At 57.3% G+C, this 20,333-nt stretch carries 14 protein-coding genes; 6 read left to right on the forward strand and 8 right to left on the reverse strand.

The window, feature by feature from the left end:
• Positions 1-7 precede the first annotated feature (7 nt).
• The 3 genes from aroB (at position 8) to OSO_RS0139725 (ending at position 3,708) form a co-directional block, all read left to right on the forward strand.
• Positions 8-1,192, forward strand: coding sequence for a 3-dehydroquinate synthase (gene aroB / locus OSO_RS0139715; RefSeq protein ID WP_040594010.1), 1,185 nt, complete (start codon positions 8-10; stop codon positions 1,190-1,192).
• A 155-nt stretch (positions 1,193-1,347) separates the two neighbouring features.
• Positions 1,348-2,766, forward strand: a complete 1,419-nt coding sequence (locus OSO_RS0139720; protein WP_010588263.1) for a sigma-54-dependent transcriptional regulator — start codon at positions 1,348-1,350, stop codon at positions 2,764-2,766.
• A gap of 144 nt (positions 2,767-2,910) precedes the next feature.
• Positions 2,911-3,708: a phytanoyl-CoA dioxygenase family protein gene (locus tag OSO_RS0139725; protein WP_050986312.1), complete on the forward strand. Its 798-nt coding sequence runs from the start codon at positions 2,911-2,913 to the stop codon at positions 3,706-3,708.
• Between the two features lie 6 nt (positions 3,709-3,714).
• On the opposite strand, the gene OSO_RS0139730 is transcribed toward OSO_RS0139725, so the two are convergent.
• From OSO_RS0139730 to OSO_RS0139755, 4 genes are all read right to left on the reverse strand, one after another.
• Positions 3,715-5,523: a hypothetical protein gene (locus OSO_RS0139730; RefSeq protein WP_010588265.1), complete on the reverse strand. Its 1,809-nt coding sequence runs from the start codon at positions 5,521-5,523 to the stop codon at positions 3,715-3,717.
• Between the two features lie 127 nt (positions 5,524-5,650).
• A complete protein-coding gene (locus OSO_RS0139740; RefSeq protein WP_010588266.1) occupies positions 5,651-7,066 on the reverse strand; it encodes an APC family permease in 1,416 nt (471 codons plus the stop codon).
• Between the two features lie 239 nt (positions 7,067-7,305).
• Entirely contained in the window at positions 7,306-9,066 is a 1,761-nt protein-coding gene (locus OSO_RS49570) for a DNA methyltransferase (protein WP_010588267.1), read from the reverse strand.
• Positions 9,067-9,373: 307 nt separating this feature from the next.
• Positions 9,374-9,964 carry a LutC/YkgG family protein gene (locus tag OSO_RS0139755; protein WP_010588269.1) on the reverse strand — a complete coding sequence of 197 codons (591 nt, stop codon included), beginning with the start codon at positions 9,962-9,964 and terminating at the stop codon, positions 9,374-9,376.
• Positions 9,965-10,374: 410 nt separating this feature from the next.
• Here OSO_RS0139755 and OSO_RS0139765 point away from each other — a divergent pair, with 410 nt between their 5' ends.
• Positions 10,375-10,680: a hypothetical protein gene (locus OSO_RS0139765; RefSeq protein WP_157606211.1), complete on the forward strand. Its 306-nt coding sequence runs from the start codon at positions 10,375-10,377 to the stop codon at positions 10,678-10,680.
• Between the two features lie 286 nt (positions 10,681-10,966).
• Here OSO_RS0139765 and OSO_RS0139770 read toward each other — a convergent pair whose 3' ends face one another.
• Positions 10,967-13,015: a COG1361 family protein gene (locus OSO_RS0139770; protein WP_010588271.1), complete on the reverse strand. Its 2,049-nt coding sequence runs from the start codon at positions 13,013-13,015 to the stop codon at positions 10,967-10,969.
• 824 nt (positions 13,016-13,839) lie between these two features.
• On the opposite strand from OSO_RS0139770, the gene xerD reads away from it, so the two are divergent.
• The gene (xerD, locus tag OSO_RS0139785) at positions 13,840-14,790 is read left to right on the forward strand and encodes a site-specific tyrosine recombinase XerD (RefSeq protein ID WP_010588273.1); all 951 of its coding nucleotides are present in this window, start codon (positions 13,840-13,842) and stop codon (positions 14,788-14,790) included.
• A gap of 237 nt (positions 14,791-15,027) precedes the next feature.
• Here the strand turns inward: xerD and rlmB are convergent, their stop codons facing one another.
• Together rlmB and OSO_RS0139800 are read right to left on the reverse strand one after the other, a co-directional pair.
• Complete coding sequence (rlmB, locus tag OSO_RS0139795) at positions 15,028-15,795, reverse strand: 23S rRNA (guanosine(2251)-2'-O)-methyltransferase RlmB (RefSeq protein WP_010588275.1); 768 nt, start codon at positions 15,793-15,795, stop codon at positions 15,028-15,030.
• Positions 15,796-15,805: 10 nt separating this feature from the next.
• Complete coding sequence (locus OSO_RS0139800) at positions 15,806-18,148, reverse strand: N-terminal double-transmembrane domain-containing protein (protein ID WP_010588276.1); 2,343 nt, start codon at positions 18,146-18,148, stop codon at positions 15,806-15,808.
• A 785-nt stretch (positions 18,149-18,933) separates the two neighbouring features.
• On the opposite strand from OSO_RS0139800, the gene OSO_RS49230 reads away from it, so the two are divergent.
• A complete protein-coding gene (locus tag OSO_RS49230) occupies positions 18,934-19,656 on the forward strand; it encodes an IS5 family transposase (protein WP_010588277.1) in 723 nt (240 codons plus the stop codon).
• 227 nt (positions 19,657-19,883) lie between these two features.
• On the opposite strand, the gene OSO_RS0139815 is transcribed toward OSO_RS49230, so the two are convergent.
• Positions 19,884-20,195: a hypothetical protein gene (locus tag OSO_RS0139815; RefSeq protein WP_157606213.1), complete on the reverse strand. Its 312-nt coding sequence runs from the start codon at positions 20,193-20,195 to the stop codon at positions 19,884-19,886.
• Between the last annotated feature and the right edge of the window lie 138 nt (positions 20,196-20,333).

Genomic DNA, 20,333 nt, shown 5'->3' on the forward strand with positions numbered 1-20,333 from the left:
CATTGTCGTGAATCAGAACAACGACGCGATCCAGGTGGATCTCGGACCGCGCAGCTACGAGATCCCGATCGTCAGTCATCAGCTGGCCGATTGCGCCAAGACCTTCTACGACTGGTGGTACGTTCGCGACGGCATGTCGTCGGCATTCTGCAGCGAGCGGCCACCGCTGGGGAGCGCCTGGACCCAAGAGAAGCGTCGCGTCGATCCTCCGTTTGCCCTGCTGATCACCGATGCCAATGTGGCGGAACTGCATGGGAAGACGGTCCAGAAGGCTCTGATTGCGGCAGGGTGGCGCTGCGAAACAGAGATTCTTCCGGCCGGGGAAACGTCCAAATCGTTAGAGAAGATTTCGCAAGTCTATAACCGCCTGATCGACCTGAATGCCGATCGTCGCACCGTGATCGTGGCGGTCGGCGGCGGTGTCGTCGGCGATGCCGCGGGCTTCGTTGCAGCGACGTACATGCGGGGTCTGCCGTTTATTCAGGTCCCGACGACGTTGTTGTCGGCCGTTGACAGCTCTGTCGGTGGAAAGACAGGAGTCAATCACACGAAGGCCAAAAACATGATCGGGGCCTTCTATCAGCCGATCGGCGTCTTCATCGATACCACCACGATGGAATCGCTGCCGGATCGGGAATACCGCGCGGGACTGGCCGAAGTCGTCAAATATGGCGTAATCCTTGATGCCGGCTTTTTCGCGTATCTCGAACAGAACGTCGAGGCGATCAACGCGCGTCAGCCTGATGCCGTTCGACACATGATTGCCCGAAGTTGTCGCCTGAAAGCGGATGTTGTGGAACAGGACGAGCATGAAAAAACGGGGCTGCGCGCGTCGCTGAATTATGGCCACACGTTCGGTCACGCGTTCGAAGCGCTGGCGGGATATGGTGAACTGCTGCATGGTGAGGCCGTCGCGATCGGCATGATCTACGCCAGCCGACTTGCGGAACGTCGCGGCCTGATCGACGCGAGCGTCACTCAGCGGCAGATCGCACTGCTAAAGGCGTTGCATCTTCCGACTCAGCTTCCGTGTGCGATCCATTTCGGCACGGAAGAAATCCTGGGGCGAATGCGACTCGACAAAAAATCGGTCTCTGGCCGCCTGCGATTCATCCTGCCATCGGAAATCGGAAAAGTTCAGGTGTATGCCGATATTCCGGAATCTGATGTCAAATTGGTGCTGGAATCGTGAACTATAAGCAGCGCCAGCAGATACGATGAACATGCTGCTCGGCCCGATCCGGTAGTTTTCTTCGGGACGGCTGCATAAACTACGAACTGGACGGGCCGCTGGCGGCATGCGTCTGCGTTCAACGAAAACCATTCGACTTCTACAAGGCTTCTCGCATGTCCGGGAAGGACAATACCCCGGTCGATCTTTCCGGGACTTCGATTCGTGTTCTGATCGTCGACGACGATGAGGCCCACGCACAGGCGGTGGCCGAATCGTTGCAACGGGTCGGTTACGACTGCACCGTCGCTGCGTCGGGAAAGCGGGCGGTCGCACTGATCGAAAGTCAGACCTATGACGTCGTCGTGACTGATCTGATGATGGACGAGGTCGACGGACTTGAGATCCTGCGCAAGTCGAAAGAAGAACTTCCCGATGCGGAAGTGATTTTGCTGACCGGGCACGCCTCGATCAAAACGGCGGTGTCGGCCGGACAGCATGGTGTACACACCTACCTGACCAAGCCGCTCGACATCACAGAACTTCGTCACGCGGTCGAAAAAGCCTCCAGCCGTGTCCGCCTGCTGCGGAACAACGCCGAACTGAGCCGTCGGCTCGACGAGAAATTCGGTTACGAAGGGGTGATCGGCAACAGTCCGGCGATGCATCGCGTGATGGAGAAATTACGTAGCGTCGCACCGACGGACAGCACCGTGTTGATCCTCGGGGAAAGCGGAACAGGCAAAGAACTGGCCGCCCGGGCGCTCCACCAAAACAGCGAACGAAAAAATAAGCCGTTCGTTCCGCTGAATATTTCCGCCCTTCCAGAAAGCCTGCTCGAAGGTGAACTGTTTGGACACGAGCCAGGCGCCTTCACCGGCGCGGTCGGTCGCCGCATCGGAAAGTTCGAGCATGCGAACGGGGGCACGCTGTTTCTCGACGAAGTCGGCGAAATGCCAATGCCGACGCAGATCAAACTGCTACGAGTGCTCGAAGACCGCAAGCTGTCTCGTATCGGCATGAACGAAGAAATGGACGTCAACGTCCGCGTCGTCGCTGCCACGAACGCCGACATGCAAGAGGGGATCCGCAAAGGAACCTTTCGTAAGGACCTGTACTTTCGTCTGGCCGTGGTCACAATCGAATTGCCTCCGCTTCGTGAACGACGCAGCGATATTCCGCTGCTGATGGATTCGTTCCTGAAGCAGCTGTCCACAAAGAACCATCGGCCCATTCCCATCATCACGCGCCAGGCACAACAAGCTCTGATTGCCTACGATTGGCCTGGCAACGTCCGTGAACTGCGAAACACGATGGAAGGGATGATGATCCTCGATCGCGATGGTCGACTTGATGTCGACGATCTCCCACCTGATATCGCCCCTGTCGGACCGGGTGCCGAGAACAACGACGGTCAGGCGATTCTCCTGGGGGCTGATTCGCTCGTGGGGCGACCGCTGGTTGAGGTGGAAAAGTACTACATTCAACGTGCACTCGAGCTGACCGGCGGCAAACGGGAAGAAGCCGCGCATCTGCTCGAAATCGGCGAGCGGACAATGTATCGCAAGATCAAGGAATACGACATTAAGGGATGACGGCCTGCATCGCCTGACCCCATCGAAGGAGGTTTGCACCGTTTCCTTCGCGATGACGCGGCGATGCCGGTTGCGAATCCGTTCCGCCACGGTGCTTCTTGCTTCCTTTTCGATTGGCTCTTATTTCGACGGAGTTTGTTTAACGTGGAGTCGCCTGCTTCTTTGACGCCGTCACTTCGGTTCACCCCCGACGAGTTGGATCGCTTCTGGCAAGGGGGATTTCTGGTCGTTCGCAATCTGGCGAGTCCCGAAGATATTGCACAGATGCGGCAGATCACCGAGAACGGCGTCCGCGATCGAATTGAACCGCTCGAGTATGAAGCCGAGCTCTCCTATCCCGGCGCACCGGTGTCGAAAGACGCGGAAGGCGGACACACCATTCGTCGCCTGAAGCAGGCTCACAGTCGCGGATTTCTGTTCACCGAATGGATGTTGCGGCCGCCGGTGATGAACCGTCTGCAGCAGTTGCTGGGGCAGCGGATTGTTTGTCCGCTGGCTCATCACAACTGCATCATGACCAAGCAACCCAAGTACAGCAGCGAAACCGGCTGGCACCAGGACATTCGCTATTGGTCGTTCCAACGGCCCGAACTGATCAACGCGTGGATTGCTCTGGGAAGTGAACGTCCCGAGAATGGCTGCTTGCAGGTCATTCCCGGCTCTCACCGGCTCGTTCTTGATCCCAGCCGTCTCGACGAGGCGCTCTTTTTCCGTAGCGATCTGCCCGAGAATCAGAATCTGATCGATTCGAAGCAGTTCGTTTCGCTGAACCCCGGTGACGTCCTCTTCTTTCATTGCCGGACGTTGCATTCTGCCAGCCGCAATACGACCAACGAGACAAAGTACTCGGCCGTCTTCACGTTTCGTGCGGCCGACAATCCTCCCGTCGTTGGAACGCGTTCGGCCGCATTGCCGGAGCTGCTGCTGACGCCTGGAATTTAGTTGGAGTTACCAGGCCCGGGGGACCTCCACCGGTTGTCGCAGCTCTTTTCCTCCTTTGTCGCGAGCCCATCCAAGGCCGCCTTGGTTGGCCATCAGTTCCCACTGATGACGCTCGCAATAGCGGCGCAGTTCCGCTTCGTCGGGAAATCGGGCCAACAACGTGGATTCGCGGCGGTCGAGCACAAGAACGGCGGGGACCGCTGCAAACTGGGTGGAATAAAAATCACGAGTCCCCAGATCGTAGGACACGTACGAGATCACGGGCTCAGGCGGAAGTTCGATCGCGCGGAGCGCCTCGGCATTCACCGGTGGCAGCTTGCCGAGATTCCAGTGTCCTTGAAGTGCGACGTAAAGCGTTCCAACCGAGACTGCGATCAGATAGACCGCGGCACTGCGTGGAACAAACGCATTCTCTTGGACCACGACCTGTTGAGATTTCCGTCGAATCACCGGAGGTGGGTTCGTGTCGAACGCCATGAGGCACAAGGCGGCTGGTATGACATGCGCCAGAATTCGGCTGAGCGAATTGGAGATGTGCCACCAGGGCAGATAAGGAGTGATCAGGTAGACGCCGTAATACATCGCGAGTTGGAAGCCGATTGCAACCAGCAACGGTGCCGCAGGACCCGGGCGGCGGAATCGAGTGATCAAGAGGTAGAAACTCCACCACAGCGCGATGCCCCAATCTCGATAGTCCCACAATAGGCCATAAAGATTGGACCAGATCGGCCAGTGGTAAAGGAAAAACTCAGTCTGATCGAGACGGACGATCAGCGGGCCGGGGCTGATCAGGATGCCTGGCTGAACAATGTTGCCAATCTCAAAACATCGTGTCGGATTGATCAGATCGCTCGGGGGGGCCAGCATGACTTTGAACGCGATGCACAAACTCAGAGGAATTGCCGCACCGGTGATTGTGTTCAATGCCAATCTGCGACGAAAGGGGAGCCGCGACAACAGGCTGACGCTGACGATGACCGCCATGAATGCGACGAACCACACCGCGCCCTCGTTCTTGATCAAGCCGCACCATGCCGCCAGAAATCCGCTCATAGAAGACGCGTGTTTGTCTTCCTTGGCCACCGCGTAGGCGTAATAGGCACAGCTACCCAGAATCGCGTAGCTCAGGGCAAAGTCGGCTAGAAGGGTGACCGCCAGTTTCCACAGAATCGGCATTGCCAACACGACGGCCGTCGAAAGGCCGAGCCGAAGACGCTCTGTTGAAATCGCCTGGAACCCAAATACCAGCGAGACGAACGCCAGGCAGATCGGGTCAAACAAGGCGATGACGGCGAGCGATGAGATCTGACCATCAACGCGCCACAAGGCGTGCAGTGCCCAGCTCAGCATCGGTGGATAATCGGGATGCAACAATGCGAGGTCATTCGAGAAGGTATTGTTCCACTGGCTGCCGCCAAGCGAGAAAAATCGCGCCCGCATGATCCAGGTAAACAGGGTGTCCCAGCCGCCCCAGGGATCGGTCGAATGCGCGTAGGCGGCGAGTGCGATGAAACAGACTCCCGCAACTACCAAGGCGGCGCATGACAGCCAGTTGAATGCGGACACCGACGGTTTGGCGGTCACGCTCGTGGTCTTGGCGGATTTCACGATGCTTGCCACGACGACCAGGCCGAGTGTCAGCCACGGTGGCAGGCCCAGCAGCGTATCCAGAAGTCCGGCGCTTGCGCAGATCGAGATCCACACAGCGGGCAATCCACCAATTGCGAGAAGTCGTGTGGACCAGGCCGAGGATCGCTTCATCAGCAGCAGGCATCCCGCCGCGTAAAAAATGAGCGTCAGCGCACAAGAAAACATTCCCAACTTCCCATCCCAGTTATCAGGCGCGTCTCGTCTTCGATCGCGAAGGCGATGTCAATCACGAGACACGAACGTACAACCGTGACGCGTCGAATTTCAACGGCCAGCACGTCGGCGAGTGACATCAGATCGCTTGTGTCGGCTTTCGGCCAAGCCATTGGCTGATCGCGAACAGCGGTAGTCCCGCCAGGAAGGGGACCGCAATCAGAGGTAGGAGTGGTGCTGCATAGTTGACTGACGAGTACAGTCCGAACGCGCACGTCGCGCAGAACAGGATCGGGCACAGCGGAAACCATGGCGCCGAAAAGGGCCGCAGCCGATTATGGTCTTTCACGCGCAGGACGAAGTAGGCGATCCCGGTGCTCAAGAAGAACAGCCAGAAGATCGGTGCCGAGGCGGCGTACAGGGTTTCGAACCCACTGTTGAAGTAACGATCCCAGGGAACGGCGGGGATCGAGCCGCGGCGAAAGAGTTCATCGATGAGGCGGCGACCCGCCTCGGTACCGATTCCAGCGATCATCAGGACCGTGACGGCACCTTGCACAAACAGGGACCAGACAGGAGTGTGCGTGCGTGGTGACCAGTACCCCAGTCGCGCGAACAGCGCATGGTCGGCCCCCACGGTCGCATGCACACGGGAAACCGCCAGGATCAAACCATTTAATCCGCCGAGTGCCGAAATCATGACCAGAAGGCTCATGATGCGACCAGCATTTCCACCGAACGTGGCCGACAAGGCGTCTGCCGCTGGACGGGATGAATTGCGAAGCCCTTCGAAACCCAATGCTCGCAGATAGGCGAAGTTGATGAGCAGATAGACGATCGAAATCAGCCCCATTCCGAGCAGCAACGCGCGGGGAATGTTCCGGCTGCGATTTTTGACTTCGGCCGTCACAAAGGCTGCATCGTTCCAGCCGCCATACGCGTAGAGAACGAGAATCATTGCGAGTGGCCAACCTGGTCCATTGACGGGGGTCTTGACCGCGAAGCCCGCTTCCGCGCGGCTTGATAATCCCGCGATGATTGTCAGGACCAGCCCCAGTAATTTGGCGACAACCAGCGCTTTCTGGACATGTCGGCCCGCATGAAGGCCAATCATGTTGAGCGCCGTCAACCCGATCACCGCTGCGAGCGCGAACCAGACCACCGTATCCGGTTTGGCATTGAAAACCTCGGCCGCATATTCCGCGAACACATACGACAAGGCGCCGATGCTTCCGGTCTGAATAATCGCGAGCTGCGACCAGCCAAACAGAAAGCCCGCCCAGGAACCGTAGGCACGTGACAAGTAATTGTACTCACCGCCCGAGCGTGGATAGGTCGTGGCCAGTTCCGCATAGCAGAGCGCTCCGACGAACGACAGAAATCCGCACAGAACCCACAGGCCGAGTCCCGCCCAGGGATTGGGAACATTGCTGAAAATCAGCCCGGGCGTTTTGTAGATCGTGCTGCCGATCACGATCCCGATGATCAAGCTAACCGCGTCCCAAAGCGACAAAGGGCCGGATTCTTCTTCGTCTGTCGCGAGTTTCTCAGACAACGTACATCCTTTGGCAAGCGACAAGCGGCATCGACCTTTTCAGATGGTGTGAACTCACGGAGCCTGGCGCCGTTCAGATTGGCAAAACTCCCGACCTCGTGACGGTCAAAATACCTTGGCGCTTCCGTTCAACAGGTGGTTACCGGCCTGTTGGAAAAACGGGACGGGCTCCGTACCGATTCGAAAATGCCATGACATCGTGAACGCGAGGCGTTTGTCCCTCTTTTTTCAATAGACTTTTAAACGGCACTCAGTTCCAGTCCCAGCGAATTGAATTTCGGTGATTCTTGTTTGACCAGTTGATACTGGTAGGCGACCAGCCAGGTCCCCAACGTACTACCGGTGGCCGTGGTGTCGACGTCGTCAAACTTCTTGTAGGGGACGGCGCTGACTCGCAGTTTCGGCCCATGTTCCGTCCAGCCGGCTGATGTAGAGGCGGCTCCAAATTGTTTGCCGAGTTGCTTGCCCAGGTCGAACGTCTCCCCGGCGTAAAGCGGTTGATGATTTGCCGCATAGACCATGTAGAGCCCGGGTTCCCCCTGCAAGGCGGTCAGCTTGGCGTGATCGGTACTCGACCAGCTTTTCGGCAGTTTGATCTGCGCCAGTCGACTGGAACGCGTGCTGGCGGTGTTCTGGACTTTACGCAGCTTGAGCGCCGCCCAGCGATATTCGAGCGACGTGTGGCCAGGGGCGAACTTGGCGGCGATTTCGTCAAATTGCTTGGCCAGGGCAGGGTCGCACAGAATGTCGTCGATCGTGGCCTGCGTTTGGTCGTGAATCTGTCGCCAGGCAATCTCACTGGCGAACAGATATTCGTCCGTGTCTTCCCAGCGGAATTCGGTTCGATGCAACGTGGGAACAGATTGCAGCTTGCCCGCTTTTCGCAGCCGAAACAAGGTTCGATTGAGGTCCGCGGGACGATCTTTCAGCCCCTGTTTTGCACAGGCCTTCAGGAATGCCGCATCCAATTTGGGATCGGCAACCACTCGGTCAGCGGAATAGCCGCCGGAACTTTGCTTGAACGCTTCGATGATCGGTGCGGCGATCGGTTTCTGTTCGACGGCTACTGGCAGGGGATCAAATAGCAGCCCTTTGGGGATGGCAGGCGCTGCGGACGCCATCGCCTTCTTCGCTTTGCCTTTCGCGCCCGGTGCCGTCGGCGTGGCCGGGGCGCTCACGCGCGGTTCAGGTGAACCGTCCAGGCGATCTCCGACTTCGCAATTTGCCAATCGTGACAGGCCGCGGGCGATATAGTCTTCGCTGATGTCGAAGCCGATGAATTGACGACCCAGTTTTTTCGCGACGGTTAACGTCGTCGAGCTGCCGCTGAACGGATCCAGGACCAGGTCCCCCGGGGACGAGCTGACTTTGATGATGCGCCCCAGCAGTTGCTCGGGCATCTGACAGCCGTGAAAGCCTTCTCGTTCTTTGAAGGTCCCTGCGACGCGAGGAAAGTACCAGGTGTCTTCGTCGGGGTTGAATCCGTCCGTTAAATCCTGTGGACGCAAGATCCAGGTGTCATCCGGCATTCGTCCGCCCTTGGCCGCACGGGCGTCGGCATAGACCGTTTGCCGGGCGGAAGGGACCACAACGTCAACAGCATTGAACTGATAGTTCTTTGGGTCTTTGACAAAGTGGAAAATGTGCACGTGCGACCGGCTGAATTTCTTGGTGCAATGCACGCCGAAGGTGTAGTACCAGATCACCCAGCTGCGACAATGAAATCCGACTTGCTGACTGAGAATCTTCAGCTCGGCGGCATATTCATCGCCGATGGCCAGCCAAAAACCACCCGTCGGCTTCAGGACGCGGTGCACGCCGGTGATCCATTCGCGCGACCAGTCGATGTACGAGTCGGCATCTTTGCGGTCTTTGTAGACGTCGTACGAATAGCCAATGTTGAAGGGGGGATCGGCAAACGCCAGGTCGACACTGCCCGCATCCAGCGAATTCATCGCCTGAATACAATCGAGGTGATGGATCGTGTTGAGTTCCAGCATGTTTCATGCAGCTCCGTGCAGTAAAAAAACCGGAAGGCAAATAGGTCTGGCAATCCGTTTGAATTGATCAAATCAATCGGGCAGAAATGTCTGGTTGTGGATGATGGCTGAGGTTCAATTCTGAATCGACACCTTGATGAATTCTCGGTGAACCTGCTGGCGACGCTCGCGAATCTGACCACCAATGCCACTTCATGGGAAACATCGAATGGCCGGGTTTGGAGAGCTTTGCCGAAACCTTGGGTCGTCCGTCGCTTTGCTCGTCTAGCTCCCCCATCCGATCCGCACTGTTCGTCGTAACAACGCACTACCCTACGATAAACACGGTCATCGAGCGAGGTCCGTGAGCACCAATCACTAGCGACTGTTCAATATCCGCAGTCTTCGATGGACCGGCGATAAATCCGCCAAAAGGTGACGCTGTGACGGTGATCCGCTCATACGCCTCGTGCATATTGTTGACCAATTGCGATGCAGGCACGACCAGCGCCAGGTGCTGGCACAGAAAATAGATCACGCGATGTCGAACTTTGAGTTCGTTAACCCAGACGGCGGCGTTCTCGGCGACCGCGACTTCTCCCGGCAGGATCGCGAAATCGATGTCCGCTAGCTCGTGGGGATCGTTGATTGCTTCCATCGATGTCGTCCCGGTCAGCGCCGCGGGAACCAGCGACAACGTCAGTTTGGCCGACGTGAACTGCGGTAACGAATTCAATTCGTGGGTGATGTCCGCTTCGTGCGCGACGCGGATCGCACGGCCGCCGATCATTTCCAGGACGCTCGCAAATTGTGCGAACGGGTCGGGATAGGTGATCCAGGGACCATCGAAGCCAGGGAGATCAGACGATTGCGGCAAATGTTGTCGCACTGAGGCGAGAATGCGTTCACGAGCAGACATGAAAGACTGAATTCTCCGCGGACCCGAATCCAAACGAGGTCATTGACAACAAGGTTTCAACCGTCGCAATAGTGTAAATCGCCTCGTGCCGCATTGCGACCCAGACGCCTCAAACACAGGTTCGGTCGTGACGTTGAAATCCGAGGGGGAAGAAAACTGAACGCAAAGGCGCCAAGGCGCAAAGAATTGAGGAAGCGGGTGGTGATCTTTGCCTTAACTTTGCGTCCTTGCGCCGTAGCGCCTTTGCGTTCAGTTTCTTCTCAATTCCATTCGCAACGTTTCGCGGGGCGTTTTGCTGGCGTTGATGTGAAGTAGCCTGATTTGGCGTTTGAAAATCGTTCACGACGTTGCTCCGTGGGGCGACGATCCTTTGCGAGTGTCGCTTGATCGGGCTATGCTGGCCGTTAGACGTGGCCCGTTCCTTCGTCGCCGGGCTGCAATCGATCCCCTATGGCAGATCAGACCCCATGGCCGACTACACCAAGTACGATCCTCGCGTCGATTCACTGGTCATTGAGTCGCGGACTCATTGGGACCCGTCGGTCGGCAAGTTGACGGACGAGGACAAGAAGTTCCTGTCCATGATGGTTCATCGCAGCCCTGCCAAGGCCGCCAAGATCGAGTACAACCGATCGCATACCGGCTTCACCCGTGAAATCACCGTCACCGCGGATGACATCGCCCGAATCTACGACGAACAGATGCAGGCACACTGACGCCGAGTCCGCTTGATCCCTTGTCCTCGTCTCCAAGCTCCTGCATGGTGACGCCTCACGCCATCTTGTGTTCTGTCGAGGTGGAAAGTGGATCAGGGATCCTCGCACACACGTCTCGATGAGGAGGGCATTCCGGAATCGAGATCACAAGGAGCGTTAACAAGCGGGAGCTTTGTAACGAGAGGCTATCCGTCAGCGCCCTCAAATGAAACAAACCGGGCCGTCCTTCGAAAAAGGACGGCCCGGCGGCGTTTTCACTGTGCGAAGTTGACCGATTGATCTCAGATCAATCCGAATAAGCGCGGGTGACTTCTTCAAGGACGATTTCGTCCTGGACTTCCGCACCGGTGAGTCGCGCTTTCAGGCGATGGCTGCCTTCTTTCTTGACCTTCATCATCACGCGGTACGTGACTTGTGCTCCCGGGGCAATCTGCTCGAGCGGTTTGAAGGACAACGTCCGACCTTCGAGGTCTTGTGGAACGGGAGCTTTCGCGGACAGGAATTCCATCCCGGCCGGAAGTTCGCAGACCAGGCTGACGTCGGTCGCGGCTTTCGATCCATCGTTCTTCACGCGGATCTCGTAACCGGTTTCCGCACCATTCTCCACCGGATCATCCAGATCGACCAGTTCCATCGTCAGAGACGCAATTCCGTCGACGCGTGTTTCGATGCGAGCATCGGCTTGGACGCCTGATTCGGAAACCACCTGCACCGTGTGAGCGAACTCACCGATCTGCAACGAACGCAGTTCGCACGCCACTTGCGTCGATTCACCCGGTTCCAGGTGATCGATGAACCAAGAGATCGTGCTGACCGATGGATCAAACTTCCCGCTGTTGTCGGCCGAGACGAATTTGAACCCCGACGCGACCAGTTGTGAGATGTGGATGTTGTTGTTCGCCAGGCTGCCATCGTTGGTGACAGTCAGGACGTACTTTGCATTCCGGCCCTTGTATCGCAAAGAGGGGCCTTCGACGGCGACTTTGATACTCGGCGCGACAACGTCGAAATCGACGGTGTCGGTGCTGGTGGCATCCGAACTTGACGTGGCCACCACGCTGACCGACTGCGGTCCGCCTTTGGCTGCGGTCAAACCCAGGCGATAGCTACGTGTTTCGCCTGGTCCGATCGAACCCACATCGATGACCAGGCGGTCTTCGCGGGTGGGGTGTTCCAGTCCATCGGACAGCTTCGCTTCGATTTTCACGTCCTGGGCCGTACCCGTTCCCGGGTTCGTCACGGTAATCATTTGCGAGGCGGGGTCGCCTAGCATGACTTCCTTGGTTGGCGACTTGATCGCGATCTTCAGCATCGGTTCGCAAACCGCAAACGCGGCCGCGCTGACGCCCGTGAATCGGACTTGTGCTGTCGCGCCGATTTCACCCCGAACGCTGGGAATCAGCGTGACGGTGATCTTTTTCTCGCTGGCCGGGGCCAGACTTTCAAATGTCCAGGTCAGGCGATCGGTCGCAGATGCCGGCCGCGGTTCGGCGGCGGTCAGCCGCACATTTGTCGGGAAGACGGCGTCCACGGCCAGTTCGGAAACGGGTGTTTCGCCCGCATTCTTGACGATCAAATCCACAAGGCACTCTTGGCCCACGTTGAATTCGCCGCGTTTGACCCACTCGACCGTGACTTGAGGTGTCTGTGGTCCAGCGGCGGCAACGGTGCTGGGGTCGGAGTGAGAATCACCACCCGTCTGGACAATGTCATCGAACGGGCTACGTTCACTGGCGGGTTTCTTGGAATCCGCTTTGCGAACCGGCTTCTCGGCCGTTTCTTCAAGCCCTTGGATGGGGGGAGCGCTGCGTGGGCGGCCATCACCGCGAATCTGCTGAATCGGGTTTTTCTTGCCTGCACTGCGGTCATATTTGGCATACGAGATCCGTGCAGAGGGACGGCCGGTTGGAGGTGCGGCTTCTTTGGCGGCGGCGTCCTGCTCAGCTCCTGCCGAAAGTTCGCTCGTCGCACTGTCATCTTGTGCGACCGGCTTCGATGCGGTTTTGGGAGTCTTCTTGGCCCAGGTCTCGGGGCGATCGACATCAACTTCGTCGCTCCAGTCGACCACTTTCACTTTCGACGCCGGGCTTGCGTCGGCCGCAGCCGCACGCTTGGCCGAAACGGAAGGGATTCGTTCGTCTTCGGCGAACAAATCTTTGTAGTAGTTCTTCGGGGTTCCGCTCGCCGGCTTTTTGGTAGAGCTGCTTCCAGAGACGCGCGTCGTTCCGACGGCGCTTCGGCGAGATGGCAATTCGGAGGCGGGGTCAGCAGCGTTACCGTTCTGGCAAAGCGCCATCATTCCCGAGATGGCGAGCATCCAAGTCCCGCGTTTCATGATCGGTTCCTTCCGAACAGTTCGTGGCGAATTCCAATTATCTCGTGCGGCGGAATGGAGCGAAACGAGGCTGTTCAATACTCACGCAAGTTCCACTTCAACGAGTGTCCAACGTCAGTTATCGGCGAAGCAGGGGATTTTGATTCAGTGGAAGTTGTCGCCTGCGGTGAGTTTTATGCGCATTCCGTCTTTGAGGCTTGGGTTGGTCTTGCGGCGGCGTCAATCCGGTCTCCGCGACCGCCCTCAGCTTCGGCGTACGTTGTAACAGTGCTTCTTTTCGGTAGTTGTGATCGCAGGTCATTCGCCGGACCGTCTTGCTCGCGTTCATCGAACGGCAGTTCCGACTCGAATTGAAGTTGCGGACAGGTTTGGTTGGAACCGTTTTAAACGGCAGTTTCTGCCGATCTCGGTGCGAAGTCGGTTCTGAAGAGCAGAAGGTCCGATGCCCGATTGGTCGATGGGGATATCATGGATCGATGATCCTCGTTTCGTCGCCTTGAGCATCCTCTCGTTCCCCTCGTTACCAAGCTCCCGCTTGGTAACGTCTCCTACACACACGCACACACAGAAATGTGTACGTCGGTCCCAGGCCACGTTGCGGCTCGACAGAAAATTGAATCGCAAGAGGCGTTACCAAGCAGGAGCTTGGTAACGAGGAAAGCCGAGGAATTTGGTCGCGAGGGAAAAGAGGCGAAAATCCTGCTTGGGATCGAGGGGAGTTGGAGATGAGAAGCACGAAATGAGCTGGATCGGATATCATCGAATGACGGTGGTGTCCTGTACCGTCCAGGTCTCCGCTGGTTTGCAGCTACAAAGGGAACCGCATGCCACCACGTCGCAAACCGAATCAGGTTGTCCCGGCTGCTGCTGTCCGGCCGAGCGATCCTTCGCAGTACATGTCGGGCTTCGCGCACTATCTGAAGGCCGAGTGTGGTCTGTCGGACAATACGTTGATGGCTTACCGGCGCGATCTGGTCCGGTTCATGACGTGGTATCGCGATCATGGTCCTGCGCGGATTCAGCAGGTCGATCTCGCTCTGTTGTCGCAATACCTGCAGGACTTGCACTCGAATTCGTACGCCGCCACATCCATGGCGCGGCACCTTGTCTCGCTCAAGATGTTCTTTCGATATCTGGTGCTCGAAGCGATTTTGCCCGAGAGCGTAGTGGAACTCGTCAATTCACCGAAGCTCTGGCAACACCTGCCCAAGGTGCTAAGTCCCGAGAAGGTGGATGAATTGATCGCATCGCCCTCGCGGATGGACCGCACCCCGCTTCGCGACCGATCGCTGCTGGCGTTGATGTATGCCACGGGCTGCCGAGCGTCCGAGGTTTGTGGCGTCACCATGCGCGACATCCAGCTTGAAGAGGGATATTGCCGATGCGTCGGTAAAGGAAACAAAGAGCGAATCGTCTCTCTGAATCCGGTGGCCCGGGCTTCGATTGAAGCGTATCTCAAGCATGAACGACCAAATCTGGTCAAGCTGGAAGACGCGTCAACGCCGCTATTGGTCTCGCGCACGGGCAAACGATTGTCACGGATCACGGTCTGGAAACTGGTCAAACGCTACGCCGCACGAATTGGGGCCAGCCGCGAAGTGAGCCCGCACACGCTGCGGCATAGCTTTGCCACGCACATGCTGGCGGGCGGCGCAGAAATTCGCGCGCTACAGGAACTGCTCGGCCATGCCAGCATTCGTACGACACAGATCTACACCCATGTCGATCACAGCCGCCTGAAATCGATCCACGAGAAATGCCATCCTCGCGGATAGACGGAGCCATCTCATACCAATCCCACAAATTCAATGGGCGATCTCCAAATGAGTGGGCACGATTGCTGAATCGATTTTCAACAATCGCTCGCGCGCAATGAATCGTTCGGAGTTGGCGCGAGAGCAGATCGCGTCTTGTTCTTCATTGCGACTTTGCGGCCTGGCGTCGTTGCGATGAGTTCTTCTTGAGCGGATGCCAGGAGATGAAGGGAATGCCAAGGCGAAAAGAAGCTGGTTTTAATCGTCGCGTCGCTGCCGAAGCACTTCATAAAAGAGAATTCCTGCCGAGACAGCTGCATTCAATGAGTTGACCTGTCCCAGGACGGGAATCTTCACGAACTGAGTGCAGCGCTGTTCCAATGCGGGCTGGATGCCTCGCCCTTCGTTTCCGATCACCAGCACCGTGGCTCGTTGATAATCGGGGTCGAAGATCAGCTCGTCAGCATGATCCGATGTGCCGATGATCTGGAAGCCTCGACCTTGCAACATCTCGACTGTCGTGATCAGGTCGTCGGTCTCCGCAATCGGAACATGATTGACGGCTCCGACGGAACTTCGCGCCGCCAGGCTATTGACTGCCGCCTGTTCGCGAGTTCCGACGATGACGCCGTGGATCCCCAGCACATCGGCTGAACGAATGATCGCTCCGAAGTTGTACGGATCGTGCAGCCGATCGAGCAGCACCAGGACCGGGTTGGGCGGAAGTCCGTCGATCAGTTCGTCGACACGGCGGTAAGGAAAGGGCGGCATGCGGGCGGCCAGCCCCTGATGTTCTTCCGAACGACAGGATTTCGTGATCTGGCTATCGCTGACGGCGTGGGTGGGGATACCCAATTGCATGGCCAGCGAAACCACCTCGTCACGCGCTTGCGGCTCGCAACGATCGCTGTGCAGCATTTCAAGCACGGGCCAATAGGCGGCGCGCACGGTTTCCAGCACCAGGTTGCGGCCCCAGATCCAACATCGATTGTGGTTCGCCATCAGTGGACGACGTGAAGCAGTCATCTCGGGTCGTCTAATTCCAGCGGAGTCGCGAACGGAAACGGGTCGCCAATAGCGCCAGGCACGCGATGATCACCACGATCATCAGCATTCCGGCAACAGAATTCAGGCGAAGCAGATTCCAGGTGAGTGTCAACGAGGCAAAGGCCAGCAGCAGGCTGACCCCACCGACAAAATTCCAGGCCATGAGTTGTTCAACCAGTAGCAAGGCGATCGCTGCCAGCAACAGTGCGCGTGAGAATCCGGTTCCGGTTGAGATCGTTCGCACAGTCTGGCCTTCACCCCTGGTCTCTTCTTCCCATTCGGTGAGGTAAGTGAAGTCGAGTCCCGGGAACAGATCTTCGCGCATGTCCTCGACACGCAAGGCCGTCAGGTCGCTTTCCGCGGTGTCGACATTGACGGCGAACCAGTCGGTCCGACTGGCCGGTGGTCCCAGCACCACTTGATGAAAGCCGCTGACGGCCGTGGGTTCGGTGACGACCATTCGGCCATCGCTCGATGGTTGCACCGTTTTGGTTTCACCGTTGGGAGGTCGATGAGTCGCCGCGGTATCGGTGGCACGCAGGCCGACATGCGCTTGAAGCGGCTGTCCCACGAGGGTGTCCCGATCTTTCCAGCGACCGGCGATCGCGTAATGAACGGTTTCGTGCATCAGGGGGATCAAGCTGTGTCCCCAGACCGCCCAGGTGCTCCACTCGCGATCGATCGAGGTCGTCATCAGGATGACTCGCCCGCGGCCGAATGGGGCATCGACGATCGCGGGGTCGCCCGTCCGGAACCGCAAGGCGATGTTCGCGCCGCGATCCTGATCGACGTTCGCCTTGATGTACACAAACGTTTTCGTGCGTTCCAGACCGGCCCCGGGGTTGCCTTGGAACGGGGCGACGATCGGATGGCTGAAGTCTCCCGCGTCGAATTCGAAGGAGTCGCCTTTGGTCTTGATGTCACCGACCCGCTCGACAAGGCTGGCGGGTAGTAACGGCTGCTTGCCGCTGTGCAGGACCTGATTGTAGTTGTCGATCCGGACCTGATCGCCAAGACAGAAGACGACGCCCCCGCCAGCTTCAAGATAGCCTCGCAGGACTTCGGCCTCACGCTCGGTGAACAGACCGACGTTGCAGACGAAGACGCAGTCGAAGCGACTCAGGTCTGTTCCCAGCAGTTCGCCTTCGCGAATCACAGTCGGGCGAATGGGGCTGGTCAGTGCTCGGTTGGGGAGTTCGGGTGCGAGTGCCAGCTTCAGAAAGTCGGTCGCGTTTCCCATCGGTTCGCCGGAAGGCTTGCCGTTGATCAGCAGGACTTGCAGTTCGTCCCGAACAGGGATGGCCAGGCGGCGCGTATCGTCGACGGACAATGCGTCGGCCGTCAGGCGGACCTCGACACGGTGTTCTCCCCCGCTGAACGTCGGAGCAAAGTCGGTTTGAATCTCTTGTCCGGCCGGCACGTCGACCCGCTTTGTGTCGGCGAGGCGTCCGTCCAGGACCAATTCCACGAGTTGTCCTGAGACCGGCGCGGCACTGAAATTCTTAATGTTTGCAGCGATCCGAGCGGCACGGTTCGAGAGCACGAACTGGTCATCCGCCCGCAGATTGGTGATCGCCATGTTGGGGGCAATCGGTTCGCCGACATTCAGCCAAAAGATCTTGGTTCGATCGGCCAGCTTCTGCAACTCCTGGCGAATGTTCTGGACTTCGGTGGATTGATTCGGTGCCCAGGTCGCGGCCTGCAGATCGGTAATGAAATAGATCTCTTTGCGCGACAGTTCAGGGGCCAGAGTGGTGAGTTCCTGAATTTCCTTGAGGACGACCGAGGCATCAACTCGCTCGTCATTCAGCGTCAGTTGGTCCACTTCTTCCATCACGGCGGCTGATTGATAGGCGGGGCGCCGGACGACGACGCGTGGTGACGAATCGCTGATGCGCACCAGATTGATGGCGTCGCCCTGCCTTGATCCGCCAATGATTTGGCGTGCCAGATCTTTGGCCCGTTCGAAACGCGTCCGACCGCTGGGGGCATATCCCATGCTGAAGGTGGCGTCGATCACGATGATGCGATGCTTGGGGCTAGCGGACTGGAAATATTCCCCAAACGTTTCGGCGGTCGGCCGCGACAGCGCCAATGCGACCAGCAGGACGGCGAGGGTTCGAATCGCCAAGAGCAGCAACTGCTCAAGTTTCATCCGCCGAGATTGCTTCTTCGTGGCCGCGATCAGAAACCGCATGGCCGCCCATGGCTCAGTCTGGAACCGGCGGCGATGCAGCAGGTGGATCACGATCGGGATGCTGCCCGCCGCCAATCCCCAGAGCATCAGCGGGCTGGCAAACCCGAAGGCGAGAATTGGAAACGAAGACGACATACGGCAGCCACTTAACGAAGGAACGTCGAGACGCAACAAGTGGATCTTGGCGGAATGCCCCTGTCCAGTGCAACTGTTGAGTTCTTAAAGCGATCGATGATCGCAAATCTCTGGCTTTCTTACAAATTTTCGATTCATCCTGAGCGTGCTGCGGCGAGCGTGTTAATCGTGTGCTGAAGAAGGCGGAGGGCGCCTCAAAGAGGTCGCCCAGGAAGTCTGGGCGCGCCTTGTCAGTAATCAGATGTGGGGTCTGTGACAAAATGTCTGCTGAATTGGGGTGTACCGTTTTTGATCCTGAACTTCCACCAAGGTGACGGATTTGTTGTTGATGTTTTGTTGCAATCATTGTTACGGTGCGTTGTGTTAATGCAGTCGGCTTTTTATGCGGCGCGCGTGGCGAACCGTTTTGAAATCATTCGTTTCTTGCGGAGAGCATCAAGATGCGAATTGGGGCGAATATCGTCGCTGCCTTGGTGGTCGCATCGCTGATTGCCCTTGTTCATTTCTCTGGACAGCGAGGCGTGTTTGAGTCTGCGGCTTCTCGTAAGATACCACGCGTTGAAGAGGTTGTTCGCCAAGTATCGTCGAGCGTGCTGCGTCGCAGAACTCCTTTGAGGTTTCCACTAACTAGACTTCCTGTAGTCTCAATCGATCCTGTAGACGTCAGGTCGTACGCGTCTCGATTCAGGCCGACTCATCAGCTAGAGGCAGTTTCAAAACCGATAAATCGTCAATAAAGATGGCAGGCAATTTGCATTCCAGTGTGAGCGAAAGGAACAACTCACATGATCATTGCCCTGTCCAAGTGGCCCCAGCGACGGCGGCCGAACACGACAGGGTCCAGGACGGCCCCGAAACCATTTGTGTCTGATGTTCAATGGAAATTGATCGAAGACTTGTTCGACGATCCTGAGCCTTCTCCTGCGGGAGGCCGGCCTAGAGTGTCGGCTCGACAATGTCTTGAAGGTGTTTTGTGGGTTCTCAAGTCCGGTGCGCGATGGCAAGATTTACCAGATCGGTATCCCTCTTTTACAACGTGCTGGCGTCGCCACAAGCAATGGACCGAGTCGGGAACGCTCGTCAGTGCGTGGTCCCGGCTGATCAAGGAATTGGATCGGCGGAAATTGCTCAACTGGTCGCAGGCGCTGGGGGACGGGACGTTTTCCCCAACAAAAAAGGGGGGCGCTGAGGTGGGTAAGACGAAAAAGGGAAAAGGAACCAAGCTCATGGTGTTGACCGAAGGGCACGGACTCCCGGTCTCGGCGTTCACCATTTCTGCGCAAGTGGCGGAGGTCAATACCATCGAAACCTTGGTTGACATTCAAATCGCCGGACAACGTCCCGAGCGATTTCTCTATGACAAGGCGGCTGATGCCGACTGGCTTCGAGATTCGCTTGAACGACGTGGGATCGAACAAATTACGCCCCACCGTGAGGGCCGAAAGAAACCCGTCAAGACAGACGGACGATCTCTACGCCGCTACAAGCGCCGATGGAAGATCGAGTGAACAATCAGCTGGCTGGAATATCAACGCCGCCTTCTCGTACGTCACGAATACTATGCCCACCTCTTCGAAGGCTTTCTGCATCTGGCCTGCATGATGCTATGCTTAAAATGGTTTTGAAACTGCCTCTAACGTCAGCGTCAGTACCATTCACTCCTGCTCCGCTTTACTCCCCAGACTCGCAAGCTGTCCACTACGAGAGCCATCCATTTCAAGGCTTCGAGTTGATTCTAAAAGTCTTCAGGGGCGGACCATTCAAAATCATTTTCGGTCAAGCCTCCTTCTGGCATATGTTCGCGAACGCCTGAAACAAAACTTGTTAACAAGTCGGCCACCGCCCCGTCAATCGTATTGGAGAACCCCGAAAGATAATCAGTTTCGCCTGAAAATCTATCTCGTCGATGCACGTTCATTAATGATAGATAGCTGCCCTCCGACTCCTCGACAACTTTCACCTTCATTTTAGGGAATGGAAACAGCTGCCCATCTACCCAGATATCCAACAAGGCCACAATTCTTGTAATACGAGCAATACCATCCATATTTTTCCTCACCATCTATTGGCATCCGAGCGAAATAATCTTGCCGTCTGGGGCAAGGTCAATGTACTTACCCTGTTTTTTGTCGGGGGGCAGAAAGGGGTCAGGACTCAATGTTGGTGTTTTGGTCGTCGATTTCTG

Source organism: Schlesneria paludicola DSM 18645 (assembly GCF_000255655.1).
In the GTDB taxonomy this organism is placed as follows: Bacteria; Planctomycetota; Planctomycetia; order Planctomycetales; family Planctomycetaceae; genus Schlesneria; species Schlesneria paludicola.